The sequence below is a fragment of the Rathayibacter sp. AY1F2 genome, from assembly GCF_002930885.1.
Lineage (GTDB): Bacteria > Actinomycetota > Actinomycetes > Actinomycetales > Microbacteriaceae > Rathayibacter.
On record NZ_PSVG01000010.1, the window covers coordinates 17,334 to 35,080 of the forward strand.

Sequence of the window (17,747 nt, forward strand, 5' to 3'; positions counted from 1 at the left end):
CAGACCGACGGACTTGAGGACTGGGCATGGCTGAATACATCTACTCGATGGTGCGCGCGCGGAAGGCGGTCGGCGACAAGCTGATCCTGGACGACGTCACCATGTCGTTCCTGCCGGGAGCGAAGATCGGCGTGGTCGGGCCCAACGGCGCCGGCAAGTCGACGATCCTGAAGATCATGGCGGGGCTGGACACGCCGAGCAACGGCGAGGCGCGGCTCAGCCCGGGCTACACCGTCGGCATCCTGATGCAGGAGCCCGAGCTCGACGAGACCAAGACGGTGCTCGAGAACGTCCAGGTGGGCGTGGGCGAGATCAAGGGCAAGATCGACCGCTTCAACGAGATCTCCCTCGCGATGGCCGACCCGGACGCCGACTTCGACAGTCTCCTCGCCGAGATGGGGACCCTGCAGGAGGCGATCGACGCCGCCGACGCCTGGGACCTGGACTCGCAGCTGGAGCAGGCGATGGACGCGCTGCGCACCCCGCCGGGGGACTCCCTCGTCACCAACCTCTCGGGTGGCGAGAAGCGCCGCGTGGCGCTCACCAAGCTCCTCCTGCAGAAGCCCGACCTGCTGCTGCTCGACGAGCCCACCAACCACCTCGACGCCGAGAGCGTGCTCTGGCTCGAGCAGTTCCTCTCGAAGTACCCCGGCGCCGTGCTCGCCGTCACCCACGACCGGTACTTCCTCGACAACGTCGCGGAGTGGATCGCCGAGGTCGATCGCGGACACCTCTACCCCTACGAGGGCAACTACTCGACGTACCTCGAGAAGAAGAGCGCCCGCCTGGAGGTCCAGGGCAAGAAGGACGCCAAGCTCGCCAAGCGGCTCACCACCGAGCTCGACTGGGTGCGCAGCAACGCCAAGGGCCGTCAGGCCAAGTCGAAGGCGCGCCTGGCGCGCTACGAGGAGATGGCGGCCGAGGCCGAGAAGACGCGCGTGCTCGACTTCGAGGAGATCGTCATCCCGGTGGGCCCCCGTCTGGGCTCCCAGGTCATCGACGCGAAGAAGCTGCACAAGCAGTTCGGCGAGCGCGTCCTCATCGACGACCTCAGCTTCACGCTGCCCCGCAACGGCATCGTCGGCGTCATCGGCCCGAACGGCGTCGGCAAGACCACGCTCTTCAAGACGATCGTCGGCTTCGAGCCGCTCGACTCGGGCGACCTGAAGATCGGCGAGACGGTCGACATCTCCTACGTCGACCAGAGCCGCGGCGGCATCGACCCGCAGAAGAACCTGTGGGAGGTCGTCTCCGACGGGCACGACTACATCACCGTCGGGAAGACCGAGATCCCCTCCCGCGCCTACGTCTCGCAGTTCGGCTTCAAGGGCCCGGACCAGCAGAAGAAGGCCGGCGTCCTCTCAGGTGGCGAGCGGAACCGCCTCAACCTCGCGCTGACGCTCAAGCAGGGCGGCAACCTGCTCCTGCTCGACGAGCCCACCAACGACCTGGACGTCGAGACCCTGGGCAGCCTCGAGAACGCGCTCCTCGAGTTCCCGGGCTGCGCCGTGGTGATCACGCACGACCGGTGGTTCCTCGACCGCATCGCGACCCACATCCTCGCCTACGAGGGCACCGAGGAGGATCCGGCCAACTGGTACTGGTTCGAGGGCAACTTCGAGGCGTACGAGGAGAACAAGATCGAGCGCCTCGGCCCGGACGCGGCGAAGCCGCACCGCTCCGCGTACCGCAAGCTCACCCGCGACTGATGCGCCTGCACGTCGCCATCCCGCTGCGCTGGTCGGACTTCGACGCCTACGCGCACGTGAACAACGCCGAGATGCTGCGCCTGCTCGAGGAGGCGCGCATCCAGGCGTTCTTGAAGCCGGACTCGCCGCAGCCCGGCGGGATGGCGACGGCGGTGCTCGACGCACGGCCGGGCGCCGAGTCGATCAGCCTCATCGCCCGGCAGGAGATCGAGTACCTCGCGCCGATCCCGTACATGCGCGCGCCGATCGACGTGGAGCTGTGGATCGGGCGGATCGGCGGGGCGAGCCTCGAGGTCTGCTACGAGCTCTACTCGCCCGCCGGCGTCGTCCCGCGGGTGCTCTTCACGAAGGCGGCCACCACTCTGGTGCTGGTCACGGCCGCGACGGGCAGGCCCCAGCGCATCCCGGAGGAGCTCCGCGAGGCGTGGGGCCCCTACGTCGAGGAGCCCATCACCTTCTCGAAGCGGGGCTGAGCTCAGCCCAGGGGGACGCGGACCATGCCCTCCTGGGCGACGCTCGCCACGAGCACGCCCTCCTGCGTGTAGATGCGCCCGAGCGAGAGCCCGCGTCCGCCGGACGCGCTCGGCGCCTCCTGCACGTAGAGGAGCCACTGGTCCACGCGCGCGGGGCGGTGCCACCACATCGCGTGGTCGAGGCTCGCTATCCGCAGGCCCGGCGTCGTCCACGCCGCACCGTGCCGGCGGAGCGTGGATTCGAGGATCGTGTAGTCGCTCGCGTAGGCGAGGGCGGCGCGGTGCAGCATCGGATCGTCCGGCAGCGGTCCGAGCGAGCGCATCCACACGCTCTGGTGCGCGACCCGCTCGGGGTCGGCCCGGAGGTACACCGGCTGCTCGACGTGCCGCACGTCGAAGGGGCGCTGCGTGGCCCAGAAGCTGCCGACCGGGTGGTCGACCCCCGCGAGGATCTCAGCGGTGCTCGGCAGCGACTCCGGGTCGGGGATCCCCTCCGGCATCGGCGCCTGGTGGTCGAGGCCCTCGTCCTCGGTCTGGAACGAGGCGATCATCGAGAGGATGGGGCGTCCGTTCTGGTAGGCCTGCGTCCGACGGGTGCAGAAGGAGCGGCCGTCGTGGATCCGGTCGACCGAGAACGTGATCGGCAGGGAGACGTCCCCGGGGCGGAGGAAGTACCCGTGCATCGAGTGCACGGAGCGCCCCTCGACGGTGCGACCGGCCGCGATGAGCGACTGCGCGAGGACCTGGCCGCCGAAGACCCGCCCCTCGGGCATCCACTGCGAGGGACCCGTCGAGATGTCCTCGCTGGTGCGGGCGCCGGTGTCCGTCAGGTCGAGCGCGGTGAGGAACGAGGACAGGGGATCGGGCACGGTACCTCCGGGGTGTCGGGCGGTCGGGCGAGCGGCCTCGGGTAAGTTTATCGACGCGATGAGTTCGTCCTTCTCCCTGGCGGATCCGCCCAGCCTGTCGGATCTGCGCGTCTTCCTCGGCCGTTCGGCCCGGGTCGAGGACGGTGCGGTCCGGCTCCTCGCCGACGACCACGTGCTGGCCGCCTACACGCCGATCCTCCAGCCCCGCGGTCTGCTCGACCGCTCCGCGACCGTGCTGGGCCTGCGCGTCTTCGCGCTCGACGAGCCCGCCGGCTTCGACCGGGTCGTGCCGATCCGTGCGCTGTCGGACCGCCTCGCCCGCCTGCAGTGGGAGCCGGGCGGAGCGGACGGCAAGCCGGTCGTCCTGCCCGACGGCGACGACGCGACGGCGGGGCCCTGGGCGGGCGTCTCCCCGCCCCGCGGCGGCTGGACCCGGCGCGAGCCGGTGGACCCGGGCTTCCTGGAGCGCGTCGCGCGCGAGGGGATCGACGAGATCGCGGCGGCCGTCGGCTCCGAGACGGGCGAGCAGATCGTCGGCCGCGTGCGGTCGAGCGTCTGGGGCCGCCCGCTCGACGGCCTCGAGGACGTCCCGGCGGGAGCGGCGTTCGCCCTCTTCGCGCTCGGGTTCCTCGGCGCCGACGACCCGGTCGCCCTGCTCGAGAGCGGCGCCTGGCGCCGCCTCACCTCACGGCGCGGACACGTGCTGGTCCGCACCCCGGGCTGAGCGGCTACTCCTCGAAGGTGTTCACCATCGCGTGGGCGGCGCGCTCCAGGTAGTCCCAGAGCAGTGCGTCGTCGGCCGGAGCGAGCTCGAGATCGTCGACGGCCGTCCGCATGTGCTGGAGCCAGTGGTCGCGGGCCTCGGGGTTGATCCGGAAGGGCTGGTGCCGCATCCGCAGGCGCGGGTGGCCGCGCTCCTCGCTGTAGGTGCCCGGCCCGCCCCAGTACTGCTCGAGGAAGCCGGTCAGCCGCTGGATCGCGCCCTCGAGGTCGTGCTCGGGGTACATCGGCCAGAGGACCTCGTCCTCGCGGACGCCCTCGTAGAACCGGCGGACCAGTCGCTCGAACGTCGGCCGGCCGCCGATGTGCTCCCAGAAGCTGCGCAGCGGAGGCGTGCCGCCGATCTGCAGGCCGCTCACGAGCGCGATCCCGTCGGGCCGGAGGTGCCGCCGCCGTCCTGGGGCGGCGTCCCGCTCCCGCGCCGCAGCGCGCGGGGGAGCCGCACGGGCTTGCCGTGCTCGGTGCTGATCGTGGGGGAGGGCGTGGTCCGCGGCGGCTTGGCGCCTCCGACGCTCGTCGCCCCCTCGAAGCCCTCGAGGACGACGGTGGCCAGCGAGGGGAGCTTGACGTCGAGCGCGTCGAGCGACTTCTTCAGGCGCAGGCGCAGCTCGCGGGCGACGTCGTCCTTAGCGGTGGTGCGGGTCTTGACCACGACCCGGATGACCAGGGCGTCGTCGGCGATGGACTCCAGGCCCCAGAGCTCGGGCTTGTCGATGATCCGGGCCCGCCAGCGACTGCTCGCCGCCAGCTCGTTCGCTGTCGCGAGGACCGTGGACTGCACCTGCTCGAGGTCCGTCTCGTAGGGCACGGCCAGGTCGACGATGACGCGCGACCAGCCCTGCGACATGTTCCCGACCCGGACGATCTCGCCGTTGCGGACGAACCAGAGGGTGCCGTTGACGTCGCGGATCTGCGTCACCCGGACGCCGACCGACTCGACCACGCCCGTCGCCTGCCCGGTGTCGACGACGTCGCCGACCCCGAGCTGGTCCTCCGCGACCATGAACAGCCCGTTCAGGACGTCCTTGACGATGTTCTGCGCGCCGAAGCCGAGGCCCGCGCCGAGGGCGGCCGTCAGCAGGGCGAAGGAGCCGATGAGGTCCTTGTCGATCGTCGTCACGATCATGACCAGGGCGATGACGACGATCAGGATCGAGCTCAGGTTGTTGAGGATCGACCCGAGCGTGCGCGTGCGCTGCACCACCCGCACGGCCGCGAGCGGCGACGCGGCGATCGACTGGGTGTCCTCGACGCGCTGTCGGCGCTTCACTCCCGACACGATCTGGTCGACGACGCGGCCGATCACGAAGTGGGCGATGACGCGCACCAGCAGCGCGCCCAGCACGATCCCGAGGATCGCGACCACCTTCCAGAAGGGCTCGGACTCGAAGAAGGAGACGGTGGCGGCGACAGGGTCCGGGGTGGAGGTCTGAAGAAGCAGCATGACCGCTCCAGGCTACGGGACGCCTCCCTCCGAGACGGGTGCACGAGCCCCGAGCGCGTATAGATTCGAGGCGGGTCCGCTCGGACCCGGACACCGCCCTGGGAAGGACGCCCGATGCTCCACTCCACCCGGACTCCCGCCGAGAAGCGCCGCCTCTTCCGCGAGCGCCTCGCCTCGGGCGAGCTGCTGCAGCTGCCCGGCGCGTTCACTCCGCTCTCCGCGCGCCTCATCGAGGCGAAGGGCTTCGACGGGATCTACGTCTCGGGCGCCGTGCTCTCGGCCGAGCTGGGGCTGCCGGACATCGGGCTCACCACGCTCAGCGAGGTGGCCGGCCGCTCGCAGCAGATCGCGCGCCTGACCGACCTGCCCGTCCTCGTCGACGCGGACACCGGCTTCGGCGAGCCGCTGAACGTCGCTCGCACGGTGCAGATGCTCGAGGACGCCGGAGTCGCGGGGCTGCACATCGAGGACCAGGTGAACCCCAAGCGCTGCGGGCACCTCGACGGCAAGGCGGTCGTGGACGAGGCGACCTCGGTGCGGAGGATCGCGGCGGCCGTCGACGCGCGCCGCGACTCCGACCTGGTGATCATGGCCCGCACCGACATCCGCGCCCTCGACGGCCTGCCGGCCGCGATCGACCGCGCCAAGCGCCTCGTCGACGCCGGAGCCGACGCGGTGTTCCCCGAGGCGATGCGCGACCTGTCCGAGTTCGAGGCCGTGCGCGCCGCGATCGACGTGCCGATCCTCGCCAACATGACCGAGTTCGGCAAGAGCGAGCTGTTCACCGCGCAGCAGCTCGCCGACGTCGGCGTCAACGTCGTGATCCACCCGGTCTCGCTGCTCCGGATCGCGATGGGCGCCGCGATGCGGGCACTCGACGCCCTCAAGGCGGAGGGCTCGCTCCGCTCGGAGGTCGCGGGCATGCAGACGCGCGCCGAGCTCTACGAGCTCCTCGACTACGCCTCGTACAGCCGCTTCGACGAGGGCGTCTTCGACTTCTCGCTCGCCGACCACTACGGCGCCTGAGCGCGCCGACCCGCACGAACCGGCGGCGCTCCCCGGTGCCGCCGCCCGCCTCTCGCGAAGGAGCGAAGGATGAGCACGACCGATCAGGACATCCGCAAGGGACTCGTGGGGGTCGTCGTCGACACGACGGCCGTCTCGAAGGTCGACCCGGCGTCGAACTCGCTGCTCTACCGCGGCTATCCCGTGCAGGAGCTCGCGGCGGGGACCTCGTTCGAGGACGTGGCCTGGCTGCTCTGGCACGGCGAGCTCCCCACTGCGGAGGAGGCGGCCGGGCTGGCCGCCGTGGAGCGGGCCCACCGCGCCCTGGCCCCCGAGGTGCGCACCGTGATCGACCTGCTGCCGCTGTCGGCGCACCCGATGGACGTGGTGCGAACGGCGGTGAGCGTCCTGGGCGCGCTGGAGGAGGATCCGGACGCCGACGCTCCCGAGGCCGTGCTGGAGCGCTCCGTGCGGCTCTGGGCGGCACTGCCGGCGATCGTCGCCTACGCTCAGCGCCGCCTGCGCGGCCTCGAGCCGATCGATCCGCGCGACGACCTCGACTACTCCGAGAACTTCCTCTGGACGACCTTCGGCGAGGTGCCGGAGCCGGTCGTCGTCGACGCGTTCCGCGTCTCGCTGGTGCTCTACGCCGAGCACTCCTTCAACGCCTCGACCTTCACGGCCCGCGTCGTGACGTCGACGCTGTCGGACGTCCACTCCGCCGTGACCGCCGCCGTGGGAGCGCTCAAGGGACCGCTCCACGGCGGGGCGAACGAGGCCGTGCTGCACGTGCTCGACGAGGTCGGCACCGGACCGGAGGCGGACCGGCGGTCCCGCGAGTGGCTCGCCGAGGCTCTCGGACAGCGCCGGAAGGTCATGGGGTTCGGCCACCGGGTCTACAAGTCGGGCGATTCGCGGGTGCCGACCATGGACGCCGCTCTCCGGCGGCTCGCCGAGCATGAGGGGGCCGGCGAGATGATGGAGCTGTACGACGCTCTGGCCGCGGCGATGGCCGAGCGGACGGGCATCCTGCCGAACCTCGACTACCCGTCCGGCCCCGCCTACCGGCTGATGGGCTTCGACACCGGGATCTTCACTCCGCTGTTCGTCGCCGCGCGGGTGGTGGGCTGGACGGCCCACGTGATCGAGCAGCGGGGCTCGAACGCGCTCATCCGGCCGCTGTCCGCCTATGACGGGCCGGAGCGCCGCTCGGTCCCGCAGCGCTAGGCGCCGGGAGCGGGGAGAGCCGCCCGGTCCCGCAGCGCCGAGCGCCGGGGGACCGGGCGGCTCACTGTCAGCCCCGGGTGTCGCGCTCCTGGGCGCGGAGCGCACGCTCCACGCCGGCCAGGTTCTCGATCACGAGTCGGCGCAGCGCCGGGACCTCCGGGTTCGCGTCGAGCCAGGCGCGGGTGGCGTCGACGATCTCCTGCGAGGGCGTGGCGGCCGGGTAGAAGCCGACGACCAGGTACTCGGCGATCTTGTAGCTCTTCGACTCCCAGAGGGTGCGGAGGGCGTCGAAGTAGACCGGGACCATCGCGTCGAGCAGGCGCGGGTCGGCGGCGCGCTGGAAGCCCAGGCCCGTCGAGCGGACGATCGTGTTCGGTGCCGAGTCGTCGGCCGTGACGGAGTCCCACGCCGCGCGCTTCGCCTCCGCGGTCGGCAGTGCGGCACGGGCGTGCGCGGCCGACTGCTGGCCGGTCGCCGTGTTGTCCGAGGCGAGCGCCGCGTCGATGTCGTCCGCACCGGCCCGCCCACCGGCGACGAGAGCGATCAGCAGCTCCCAGCCGAGGTCGGTGTCGATGTCGAGGCCGCCGAGGGCGGTGGAGCCGTCGAGCAGCGCCTGCACGGCCTCGAGGTGCGCCGGGGTGGACGCGATCGCGGCGAAGAACTTCACGAACTGGAACTGCGCGTCGCTGCCCGGCTCGGCGCTCTGCGCGAGCGTCCACAGCTGATCGCCCGCCTCCTCGACGACCTCGGCCCGGTACTCCGGAGCGACGTACTGGGTGGCGGTGGCGACGAGCTGGTTGAGCACCGTCCGCAGGGTCGTGGACTCGGTCTCGGTCGCGACGTTGCCCAGGACGAGGCGGACGAAGTCGCGCGGCGCCGACTCGGCGTCGCGGGTCGAGTCCCAGACAGAGCCCCAGACCAGCGAGCGGGCCAGGGGGCTGTCGATGCTCGCGAGGTGCTCGACGGCCACGGCGAGCGAGGCGTCGTCGAGGCGGACCTTCGCGTAGGCGAGGTCGTCGTCGTTGAGCAGCACGAGCGCCGGGCGGGTGCGGCCGATCAGCTCGGGCACCTCGGTGCGCTCCCCGTCGACGTCCAGCTCGAGGCGGTCGACGCGGACGAGGCGCTCGCCCTCGAAGTCGTACAGGCCGATCGCCAGGCGGTGCGGGCGGATCGTCGGGTACTCCTCGACCGCGGTCTGCAGGATCGCGAAGGACGCGATCGCTCCGCTCTCGTCGACCGCGATCTCGGGGCGGAGCGTGTTCACGCCGGCCGTCTCGAGCCACTGCGCCGACCACTCGGTGAGGTCGCGCCCGCTGGTGGCCTCCAGCTCGACCAGCAGGTCGCGCAGCTCCGTGTTCGAGAAGGCGTGCTTGACGAAGTACTCGTGGACGCCGGCGAGGAACTCCTTCTCGCCGACCCACGCGACGAGCTGCTTGAGCACCGAGGCGCCCTTGGCGTAGGTGATGCCGTCGAAGTTGACCTGGACGTCCTCGAGGTCGTTGATGGTCGCGACGATCGGGTGGGTCGAGGGCAGCTGGTCCTGGCGGTAGGCCCAGCTCTTCTCCATCGCGGCGAAGGTGGTCCACGCCTCGGTCCACTCCGTCGCCTCCGCGGTGGCGAGGGTGGAGGCGTACTCGGCGAACGACTCGTTGAGCCAGAGGTCGTTCCACCACTTCATCGTGACCAGGTCGCCGAACCACATGTGGGCGAGCTCGTGGAGGATCGTGACGACCCGGCGCTCCTTGATCGCGTTCGTCACCTTGGAGCGGAACACGTAGGTCTCGGTGAAGGTCACCGCTCCCGCGTTCTCCATCGCGCCGGCGTTGAACTCGGGGACGAACAGCTGGTCGTACTTCGCGAACGGGTACGGCACGCCGAACTTCTCCTCGTAGAAGGCGAAGCCCTGCTTCGTCTTCTCGAACACGTAGTCGGCGTCGAGGAAGGGCGCGAGCGAGGCCCGGGCGAAGACCCCCAGCGGGATGGTGCGGCCGTCGGAGGAGACGAGCGAGTCGGTCTCGACCACGTAGGGTCCGGCGACGAGGGCCGTGATGTAGGAGGAGATGCGCGGGGTGGGCTCGAAGCTCCAGGTCGCAATCCCCTCGCCCGCCGGGACCGGCTCGGGAGTGGGCTGGTTCGACACGACCTGCCACTGCGCGGGTGCGGTGACGGTGAAGCGGAACTCGGCCTTGAGGTCCGGCTGCTCGAACACCGCGAAGACGCGGCGGGAGTCGGGCACCTCGAACTGCGAGTACAGGTACACCTCGCCGTCGACGGGGTCGACGAAGCGGTGCAGGCCCTCGCCCGTGTTGGTGTAGAGCATGTCGGCGACGACGGTGAGCTCGTTGTCCGCAGCCAGGGAGTCGAGGCGGATCCGGACGCCGTCGGCGACGTCGGCGGGGTCGAGCTCCGCGCCGTTGAGGGTGACGGAGTGGACCGTGCCCGTGACGGCGTCGATGAAGCTCGAGGCGCCCTCGGTGGCGGAGAAGCGCACCGTGGTGGTGCTGAGGAAGGTCTCGGCTCCCCGGGTCAGGTCGAGGGCGATGTCGTAGTCGTGGACCTGGATCAGCGAGGCGCGCTCCTGCGCCTCGCTCCGGGTGAGGTTGTCTCCTGGCACGGGGGTGCTCCATCCGTTCGTCTCGGGCGCTGCCGCGGGCGCCGGGGTGCGGGCGCCGCCGATCCACCCTAGAGCTGCCGGGACCCGCCGTGGAGCCCCGTGGCGCCGATCCTGCGGAGCCGCCGGGGAGCGCGGACGCGGCCCCGGCGAGCGGCGTAGCGTGTCCCCATGACCTCTGTGGACTTCTGGTTCGACCCCTCCTGCCCGTGGGCCTGGATGACCTCGCGATTCGTGGACGAGGTGACCCCCGCGCGCGACCTCGACGTGCAGTGGCACATCATGAGCCTCGCCGTCCTCAACGAGGACAAGGACGTGGACGACTCGTACCGCGCCTTCCTCCCGCGCGCGCTGCGCTACACGCGCCTGGTCGCCGCCGTCGCCGAGCGCGAGGGCCGCGAGCACGTGAAGCCGCTCTACGACGCGCTCGGCACCCGGATCCACCCGGGCGGGCGCACCGACGTCGACGCGGTGATCGCCGAGTCGCTGGCCGAGCTCGGCCTGCCCGCGGAGCTCGCCGCCCACGCCGACTCGGACGAGCACGACGAGCCGATGCGCGCCTCCCACTTCGACGGGATCGAGCGGGTCGGCCAGGACGTCGGCACCCCGGTCATCGCGATCGGGGACGTCGCCTTCTTCGGCCCCGTCATCTCGCCGATCCCGAGGGGCGAGCAGGCGCTGACCCTCTGGGACGGCATCGTCGCCGCCGCCTCCTTCGACGGCTTCTTCGAGCTCAAGCGCTCGCGGACCCGCGACCCGCAATTCGACTGAGCCGACCCGCGGTACTCTGGCTACCGGCCCGGGCACCGCGGGCCCCAGACGGCTCTTCCGGAGGAGTTCTCTCGTGCGCATCCACATCGCCACGGACCACGCAGGGCTGGACTTCAGCCGTCACCTGATCGAGCATCTCGGCGCCGCCGGTCACGACGTGATCGACCACGGCCCCACGTCCTACGACCCGCTGGACGACTACCCGTCCTTCTGCATCAACGCCGCCGCCGCGGTCGTCCGCGATCAGGAGGCGGGGGTCGAGGCTCTCGGCGTCGTCTTCGGCGGCTCGGGCAACGGCGAGCAGATCGCGGCGAACAAGGTCGCGGGCGTGCGCGCGGCGCTCGTATGGAACCTGAGCACCGCCGTGCTGGCCCGCCAGCACAACGACGCGAACGTCATCTCGATCGGGGCCCGCCAGCACTCCGTCGAGGAGGCCACCGGCTTCATCGACGCGTTCGTCGCCGAGCCCTTCACCTTCGAGGAGCGGCACGTGCGCCGCATCGCGCAGCTCGCCGAGTACGAGGCCACCGGCGACATCGCCGGCCGGGTCGTCGACTCCGCCGCGAAGGAGCGCTGAGTGCCCGAGGGGCACTCCGTCCACCGGATCGCCCTGCAGTTCGAGCGCGACGTCGTCGGGCACCGCGTCGCGACCAGCAGCCCCCAGGGTCGCTTCACCGAAGGAGCCGCGCTCCTCGACGGGCGCGAGGTCCTCGAGTCCACGGCCGTCGGCAAGCACCTGCTGCTGCGCTTCGAGGGCGACCTGACGCTGCACGTCCACCTCGGCCTCTACGGTGCGTGGGACTTCCTCGGGCACGTCTCGCCGCTGTTCCCGGACGGGAAGGCCGGCAGCAGCATCGGCGCTCCCCGGCGCCGCCGCGCCGTGCGCCTCTCCGAGACGGAGCACGAGACCGACTCCGATCTCGACGAGTTCCCGCCGCCGCCCGTGGGCGCGGTGCGCGTGCGCATCATGACGGAGGAGACCGTCGCCGACCTGCGCGGCCCCACCGCCTGCGAGGTGATGGACCCCGCCCAGGTGGAGGCCCTCCTCGCCCGCCTCGGTCCGGATCCGGCCGACGACGACTCCGACGAGGCGCGCGACCGCTTCGTGAACCGGCTCCGCAGGACGGCGACGCCGGTCGGGCTGGTGCTGATGGACCAGTCCGTGGTCAGCGGCATCGGCAACATCTACCGCGCGGAGCTGCTCTACCGCGCCGGCCTCGACCCGCACACTCCCGGCAAGCAGGTGCCGCTGGAGCTCGCACAGGAGCTGTGGCGGGACTGGGCGGACCTGCTCGAGGACGGCATCCGGACCGGGATGATGATCACGCGCCGCGGCCTGACGAAGACGGAGCGCTCGAAAGCCGTCCGCAGCCGCGCCGAGCGCAACTACGTCTACAAGCGGGAGGGCCTGCCCTGCCGCGTCTGCGGCACGAACGTGCTGCTCGAGGAGATCGGCGCGCGCAAGCTCTACTGGTGCCCGGTGTGCCAGTCGTGAGCGCGGGTGGAGAGCGGTCGGCCCGGTCGCGCACCCGCCGAGCCGTCCGCCCCGCGCTCCGCGAGGCCGCCCGATGACCGGCGGTCTCCTGCTCCGGGGCGCCCGCCTCCTCGGCTCGTCCCGACCCGGTGCCGTGCTCCTGCGCGACGGCCGCGTGGAAGCGGTCGGACCGGACGCCGCCGCCGCCCCGGGCGACGAGGTGCGCGACCTCGACGGGCGCTGGGTGCTCCCCGGCCTCTGGGACGAGCACGTCCACTTCTCCCAGTGGGCGATGACGGCCCCGCGCCTGGACGTCTCGTCAGCCGACTCGGCCCGCGGAACGGCGGACGCGGTCCGACGTCGCCTGGCGGAGGAGCCCGGTACCGGCACGCTGATCGGCTTCGGCTTCCGCGACGGCCTCTGGCCGGAGCCGCCGACGACCGCGCTCCTGGACGAGGTCTCTCCGGAGCGGCCCGTCGTGCTGATCAGCGGCGACCTGCACTGCGCCTGGCTGAACTCCGCCGCGTACCGGCGCTACGCCGTCGCTCCCGAGCCCGAGCTGCTGCGCGAGGACGCCTGCTTCGAGCTCGTCACCGCACTCGGCGCCCTCGGCGACGACGAGCTCGACGCACTCGCCGACGCTGCGGCGCGGCGGGCTGCGGCTCGCGGGGTGGTCGGCGTCGTCGACCTCGAGATGCGCTGGAATGTGGGGGACTGGCCCCGTCGCGTCGCTGGCGGAGCACGCTCCCTCCGCGTCGACACCGGCGTCTACCGCGACCACCTCGACCGCGCCCTCGCGGAGGGACTGCGCACGGGCGACGAACTCGACGGCGGTGACGGCCTGCTGCGGATGGGCCCGCTCAAGGTCCTGATCGACGGCTCCCTCAACACGAGGACCGCCTACTGCGCCCACCCCTACGCCGACCACGACGGCAACGGCGTCCTCACCGTGGAGCCCGCCGAGCTGGACGAGCTGCTCGCCCGCGCGGCCGCCGGGGGCATCCGCTCCACCGTGCACGCGATCGGAGACGCCGCGGCGACGCTGGCTCTGGACGCGCTCGGCCGGGTCGGCGGGGGCCGGATCGAGCACGCTCAGCTGCTCGCGGAGACCGACCTTCCGCGGTTCGCCGCGCTCGGCGTGGAGGCCGGAGTGCAGCCCGCGCACGCGCTCGACGACCGCGAGGTGGCGGAGCGGTACTGGCCGGGACGCACCGGCCGGGCGTTCCCGCTGCGCTCGCTGCTCGACTCCGGGGCCCGCGTGGTGCTCGGCTCGGACGCTCCGGTCGCTCCGCTCGACCCGTGGGTCGCGATCTCGGCCGCGGTCGCGCGGGCGCTGCCGGGCGACGAGCCATGGCATCCGGAGCAGCGGGTGAGCGTCGAGGAGGCGATCGTCGCCTCGACCCGGGTGCGCCGGCTCACGCCCGCGGCCGGCGATCCCGCCGATCTGGTGGTGGTCGACCGCGATCCGCTCGCCGCCGATGCAGGAGCCCTCCGATCCATGCCGGTCGCCGCGACCCTCCTGGCGGGCCGCTTCACGCACGGCGGCTGACCCGCGCCCGTCGCGACTCCGGCTGCTCCGGATCGCGCGGACGGGCCGGGGAACGACGACGGCCCGCGGGATCCGAGGATCCGCGGGCCGGTCGAGGCGTGGTGCTCAGCTCTCGCTGACGTGGGCGAAGAGGAACCAGCGGTCCTTCTCGAGGCCGCGGCCGATCTCGATCGCGACGTCCTGGCTGCTCGCGTCGATCTCGGCGAGCTCGGCGATCGCCGTGTTGACGGTCGCGATGGCGACGTCCATCTGGCGGATGATCTCGACGATCGCGTTCTCGGAGCGCTGGAAGCCGGGGGTGAGGGGTTCGGACTGCGTCGCCGAGGCGACGGTCTGGATGCGGGCGTCGACCGGGAGGCCGAGGGCGACGACGCGCTCCGCGGCGAGGTCGGCCCACTCGATGGCGCGGCCGACGATCGCGTCGAGCAGCTCGTGGACGCCGATGAAGTTGGCGCCGCGGACGTGCCAGTGCGCCTGCTTGCCGTTGACGGCGAGCGCGGTCATCTCGACGACGACGGGGCTGAGGAACTGGGCGACTCCGGATGCGACATCCGGGTTCGACGAGGTGAGCGACGTGACGGACGTGGTGGACATCGTCTGGTCCTTTCGAGAGGGGGTGACTTATCGTCAACAGTACGCAGATCCCTCGGCGCCGCAAGGAAGCGCAGGCTCGGCTCAGTCCGGTGAAGGACAGGCTCACCTCGGTCGCGGAGGGGCGTCACGGGGGCTTCCCCCCGGGTGCCCGGAGCCGTGCCGCCGGTACGCTCGACCGGGTCGCGGCGGCGGCGGGAGCGGACAGGAGGCGCGGATGAGCGGAGCATCGACGGCCCTCGGCGAGGCCTCGCGCGCCTACCTCCGGCTCTGGCGCGGACTGCCCCGGGAGGTGCTCGCGCTGGTGGCCGCGATCCCGGTCGCCCTCCTCGGTGCCTTCTGCGCCGGCGTCGCGCTGGCCGTCGCGCTCGGGCTCGTCGGAGTCCTGATCGGCCTGGTGTTCCTGCCCGCCGCCCTCTACACGGCGCGCTTCTTCTCGCGGGCCGCCGTCGGCCTCGACGTGCTGGCCGGACGGCCCGCCGTCCCCCGGCCGCAGTGGCGGCGACCGCCCTCCGCCGTCACTCCCTCGACCTTCGCCCTCTACGGTCCGGTGATCGACGGGCACTACTGGCTCGCTCTCCTGCACACGCTCGTCGTGGCTCCGGTGCTCGCGCTGCTGTCCGGACTGCTCCTCGCGCTGTGGACCTGGGCGGGCCCGGGCACGGTGGCCGCCGCGCTCACGGGGGCCCCCGGTCCGGCCCGCCTGCTGGCCGAGAGCGGGGCCGCTCTGCTGGGCGCCCCGCAGCCTCCGGCGGGACTGGTCGCCGCGGCGACGGTCGCCACAACCGTCCTCTTCGTCTCGACCCTGCCGTTCGCCACCCGCGGCCTCTCCCTCCTGCACTGGCTGGTCGACCGTCTCCTGCTCGGCCCGTGGGAGTCGGAGGCGCTCCAGCGAGAGGTCGCCGAGCTGAGCGCTTCCCGCGGCGCAGCCGTCGCCGCCGAGGACCGCGCGCTGCGCCGGCTCGAGCGCGACATCCACGACGGCCCGCAGCAGCGCCTGATCCGGGTGCAGATGGACCTGGCCTCGGCCCGCAACCGACTCGCCGCCGACCCGGAGTCCGCCGCCCGCCTGGTCGACGAGGCTCGCGAGCACGTGCGCGCCGCGCTCGACGAGCTGCGCGCCCTCTCCCGCGGAGTGGCGCCGCCGATCCTGCAGGACCGGGGCTTCGAGGCGGCGGTGCACTCGCTCGCCGAGCTCAGCCCGGTGCCGGTCGAGGTCCTCACCGAGCACCCCGTGGCGGACGTGCCGCCCGAGGTCGAGCGCAGCGTCTACTTCGTCGTCGCCGAGCTGCTCGCCAACGTCTCCAAGCACTCCGGTGCCCGATCGGTGCGGGTGCATCTCGACACCCGCGACTCCGGCACTCCGGGGGAGCGCTGGCTCGACGCCTGGGTGGTCGACGACGGAGTCGGCGGGGCGTCGCCGGTCGCCGGTCACGGTCTCGAGGGGGTCGGCGGGCGCGTCCGGGGCCTGCGCGGGATCCTGAGCGTGGAGTCGCCGGTCGGCGGGCCGACCACGGTCGGGGTGCACGTCCCCTACCTCCCGGCCGTCCTATCCTGAGGGCGTGCCCGTGATCCGAGTCGCCATCGCCGAGGACTCGGTCCTCCTGCGCGAGGGCCTGGTCCGCCTCTTCGAGGACGCGGGGTTCGCCTCCGTCGGCGCCTTCGGGGACGCGGACGCCCTGCTCGCCGATCTGGCGCGGGACCCGGCCGGCGTCGACGTCGCCGTGCTCGACGTCCGGATGCCGCCGACCTTCCGCGACGAGGGCGTCCGCGGGGCGCTGGAGATCCGCCGGCGCTACCCGCAGGTGTCGGTCCTGCTGCTCAGCCAGTACGTCGAGGTCACCTACGCGCAGGAGCTGCTCGGCTCCGGCGACGGCGGACTCGGCTACCTCCTGAAGGACCGGGTCGCCTCCGTGGAGGAGCTGCGCGACGCCGTCGAGCGCGTCGCGGCGGGCGGAACCGTCCTCGACCCGCAGGTCGTCGCCTCGCTCCTGCAGCGCAACCGCGACCCGCTCGCCTCGCTGACCCCGCGGGAGCGGGAGGTGCTGGAGCAGATGGCCCAGGGGCGCACGAACGCGGGCATCGCCTCCGCTCTCTTCGTCGGCGTGGGCGCCGTGGAGAAGAACGTGACCGCGATCTTCCAGAAGCTCGGGCTCGAGGACTCGGGCTCCGACCACCGGCGGGTGCTGGCGGTCCTCGCCTTCCTGCGCGCCGGGCGCTGACCACCGGAGAAGAGGAGAACCCGATGCCGTCGAGTCCTGCGGAGGGCGCCCGCGTCCTCGCCCTGACCGGGGGACGCGCCCCGGAGATCGCCGACACCGCGTGGGTCGCTCCGGGCGCCACCGTGATCGGCTCCGTGCGCCTGGGGGAGCGGGCGAGCGTCTGGTACGGCGCCGTCCTGCGCGCCGAGCACGCGCGGATCGAGCTCGGCGCCGGCAGCAACCTCCAGGACGGCGTCGTCGTCCACGTCGACGCCGACTACGACGCGGTCATCGGCGCCGGAGTCTCGGTCGGGCACAACGCCGTGCTGCACGGCTGCACCCTCGAGGACGACGTGCTAGTCGGCATGAGCGCGACCGTCCTGAACGGGGCCATCGTCGGCACCGGCTCGCTGATCGCCGCAGGCGCCGTCGTCCTCGAGGGGACGGTCGTCCCGCCGGGCTCGCTGGTGGCGGGCGTCCCCGGGAGGGTCCGGCGGGAGCTGACGGAGGAGGAGCGCGAGGGCATCCGCCGGAACGCCGCCTCGTACCTCGCCCTGACGGAGGAGCACCGCGGCGCGGTCGGCTGAGCACGCCCGGAACGACGAAGAGCCCCGGACATCCGGGGCTCTTCGAGAGGAGAGGGGCTGACGAGAATCGAACTCGCATCATCTGTTTGGAAGACAGAGGCTTTACCACTAAGCTACAGCCCCGAATCGCTGGTCTGACGACCGCGAACCGGTGCGACCGGGTCTCTCGACCGGGCACCAGGACAGCGTAGTACATCGCGCGAGCACCGTGGACACCCCGGTCGTCCTCCGCCGCGCGGTTCCGGTCGCCGCTGCCGCGGTGCAGTACACTTGCGAAGGCCATTTCGGCGTGTCGCGCAAGCGCACGTGCGGGGACGGCTCGACGAGAGTCTCACGCACGGTGCCCAGGCCCGCGCATCCGGGGCGTAGCTCAGCTTGGCTAGAGCGCCCGCTTTGGGAGCGGGAGGTCGCAGGTTCGAATCCTGTCGCCCCGACCACGAGTACTCATCGTGACGA

General features: G+C 72.3%; 17 protein-coding genes and 2 tRNA genes. 13 read left to right on the forward strand and 6 right to left on the reverse strand.

All coding sequences use genetic code 11. From position 1 onward, the window contains the following. Positions 1 to 26 precede the first annotated feature (26 nt). Positions 27 to 1,709 (forward strand): energy-dependent translational throttle protein EttA, encoded by a 1,683-nt coding sequence (ettA, locus tag C5C54_RS09580; RefSeq protein ID WP_104288239.1) that lies wholly within the window; start codon positions 27 to 29, stop codon positions 1,707 to 1,709. Further along, on the forward strand, positions 1,709 to 2,182 hold the full coding sequence (locus C5C54_RS09585) for a thioesterase family protein (RefSeq protein WP_104288240.1): 474 nt from the start codon (positions 1,709 to 1,711) through the stop codon (positions 2,180 to 2,182). Before ettA ends, C5C54_RS09585 begins: the two co-directional genes overlap by 1 nt. A gap of 2 nt (positions 2,183 to 2,184) precedes the next feature. Here the strand turns inward: C5C54_RS09585 and C5C54_RS09590 are convergent, their stop codons facing one another. Continuing rightward, positions 2,185 to 3,051, reverse strand: a complete 867-nt coding sequence (locus C5C54_RS09590) for an acyl-CoA thioesterase II (RefSeq protein WP_244230637.1) — start codon at positions 3,049 to 3,051, stop codon at positions 2,185 to 2,187. A gap of 58 nt (positions 3,052 to 3,109) precedes the next feature. On the opposite strand from C5C54_RS09590, the gene C5C54_RS09595 reads away from it, so the two are divergent. Then, positions 3,110 to 3,775, forward strand: a complete 666-nt coding sequence (locus C5C54_RS09595; protein ID WP_104247302.1) for a hypothetical protein — start codon at positions 3,110 to 3,112, stop codon at positions 3,773 to 3,775. Positions 3,776 to 3,779: 4 nt separating this feature from the next. Here C5C54_RS09595 and C5C54_RS09600 read toward each other — a convergent pair whose 3' ends face one another. Both C5C54_RS09600 and C5C54_RS09605 read right to left on the reverse strand, forming a co-directional pair. Continuing rightward, a complete protein-coding gene (locus C5C54_RS09600) occupies positions 3,780 to 4,190 on the reverse strand; it encodes a globin (RefSeq protein WP_279630823.1) in 411 nt (136 codons plus the stop codon). Next, positions 4,187 to 5,275: a mechanosensitive ion channel family protein gene (locus C5C54_RS09605; protein WP_104288241.1), complete on the reverse strand. Its 1,089-nt coding sequence runs from the start codon at positions 5,273 to 5,275 to the stop codon at positions 4,187 to 4,189. The genes C5C54_RS09600 and C5C54_RS09605 overlap by 4 nt, the downstream gene beginning before the upstream one ends. Before the next feature lie 114 nt (positions 5,276 to 5,389). On the opposite strand from C5C54_RS09605, the gene prpB reads away from it, so the two are divergent. Together prpB and C5C54_RS09615 are read left to right on the forward strand one after the other, a co-directional pair. Next, positions 5,390 to 6,301, forward strand: a complete 912-nt coding sequence (gene prpB / locus C5C54_RS09610; protein ID WP_104226736.1) for a methylisocitrate lyase — start codon at positions 5,390 to 5,392, stop codon at positions 6,299 to 6,301. A gap of 69 nt (positions 6,302 to 6,370) precedes the next feature. Further along, positions 6,371 to 7,507 carry a bifunctional 2-methylcitrate synthase/citrate synthase gene (locus tag C5C54_RS09615; protein WP_104232531.1) on the forward strand — a complete coding sequence of 379 codons (1,137 nt, stop codon included), beginning with the start codon at positions 6,371 to 6,373 and terminating at the stop codon, positions 7,505 to 7,507. 67 nt (positions 7,508 to 7,574) lie between these two features. Here the strand turns inward: C5C54_RS09615 and pepN are convergent, their stop codons facing one another. Beyond that, positions 7,575 to 10,121 carry an aminopeptidase N gene (gene pepN / locus C5C54_RS09620; RefSeq protein WP_104288242.1) on the reverse strand — a complete coding sequence of 849 codons (2,547 nt, stop codon included), beginning with the start codon at positions 10,119 to 10,121 and terminating at the stop codon, positions 7,575 to 7,577. A 168-nt stretch (positions 10,122 to 10,289) separates the two neighbouring features. Between pepN and C5C54_RS09625 the strand changes: the two genes are divergently transcribed. From C5C54_RS09625 to C5C54_RS09640, 4 genes are all read left to right on the forward strand, one after another. Next, entirely contained in the window at positions 10,290 to 10,889 is a 600-nt protein-coding gene (locus tag C5C54_RS09625) for a DsbA family protein (RefSeq protein WP_104232533.1), read from the forward strand. A 73-nt stretch (positions 10,890 to 10,962) separates the two neighbouring features. Beyond that, positions 10,963 to 11,466, forward strand: coding sequence for a ribose-5-phosphate isomerase (locus tag C5C54_RS09630; RefSeq protein ID WP_104223700.1), 504 nt, complete (start codon positions 10,963 to 10,965; stop codon positions 11,464 to 11,466). Continuing rightward, positions 11,467 to 12,384 carry an Fpg/Nei family DNA glycosylase gene (locus C5C54_RS09635; protein ID WP_104262810.1) on the forward strand — a complete coding sequence of 306 codons (918 nt, stop codon included), beginning with the start codon at positions 11,467 to 11,469 and terminating at the stop codon, positions 12,382 to 12,384. 73 nt (positions 12,385 to 12,457) lie between these two features. Further along, positions 12,458 to 13,912 (forward strand): amidohydrolase, encoded by a 1,455-nt coding sequence (locus C5C54_RS09640; protein WP_104226732.1) that lies wholly within the window; start codon positions 12,458 to 12,460, stop codon positions 13,910 to 13,912. 105 nt (positions 13,913 to 14,017) lie between these two features. Here the strand turns inward: C5C54_RS09640 and C5C54_RS09645 are convergent, their stop codons facing one another. Next, on the reverse strand, positions 14,018 to 14,506 hold the full coding sequence (locus C5C54_RS09645; RefSeq protein WP_104226731.1) for a Dps family protein: 489 nt from the start codon (positions 14,504 to 14,506) through the stop codon (positions 14,018 to 14,020). A gap of 214 nt (positions 14,507 to 14,720) precedes the next feature. Here C5C54_RS09645 and C5C54_RS09650 point away from each other — a divergent pair, with 214 nt between their 5' ends. Genes C5C54_RS09650 through C5C54_RS09660 form a run of 3 tightly spaced genes read left to right on the forward strand, consistent with a single transcriptional unit; the run spans position 14,721 to position 17,291 of the window. Then, a complete protein-coding gene (locus tag C5C54_RS09650) occupies positions 14,721 to 16,061 on the forward strand; it encodes a histidine kinase (protein WP_104288243.1) in 1,341 nt (446 codons plus the stop codon). A 4-nt stretch (positions 16,062 to 16,065) separates the two neighbouring features. After that, complete coding sequence (locus C5C54_RS09655) at positions 16,066 to 16,725, forward strand: response regulator transcription factor (RefSeq protein ID WP_104223696.1); 660 nt, start codon at positions 16,066 to 16,068, stop codon at positions 16,723 to 16,725. Positions 16,726 to 16,748: 23 nt separating this feature from the next. Continuing rightward, a complete protein-coding gene (locus tag C5C54_RS09660) occupies positions 16,749 to 17,291 on the forward strand; it encodes a gamma carbonic anhydrase family protein (RefSeq protein WP_104288244.1) in 543 nt (180 codons plus the stop codon). 52 nt (positions 17,292 to 17,343) lie between these two features. On the opposite strand, the gene C5C54_RS09665 is transcribed toward C5C54_RS09660, so the two are convergent. Further along, positions 17,344 to 17,414 (reverse strand) — tRNA-Gly (locus tag C5C54_RS09665). 236 nt (positions 17,415 to 17,650) lie between these two features. On the opposite strand from C5C54_RS09665, the gene C5C54_RS09670 reads away from it, so the two are divergent. Next, a tRNA-Pro gene (locus C5C54_RS09670) sits at positions 17,651 to 17,728 on the forward strand. Positions 17,729 to 17,747 lie beyond the last annotated feature (19 nt).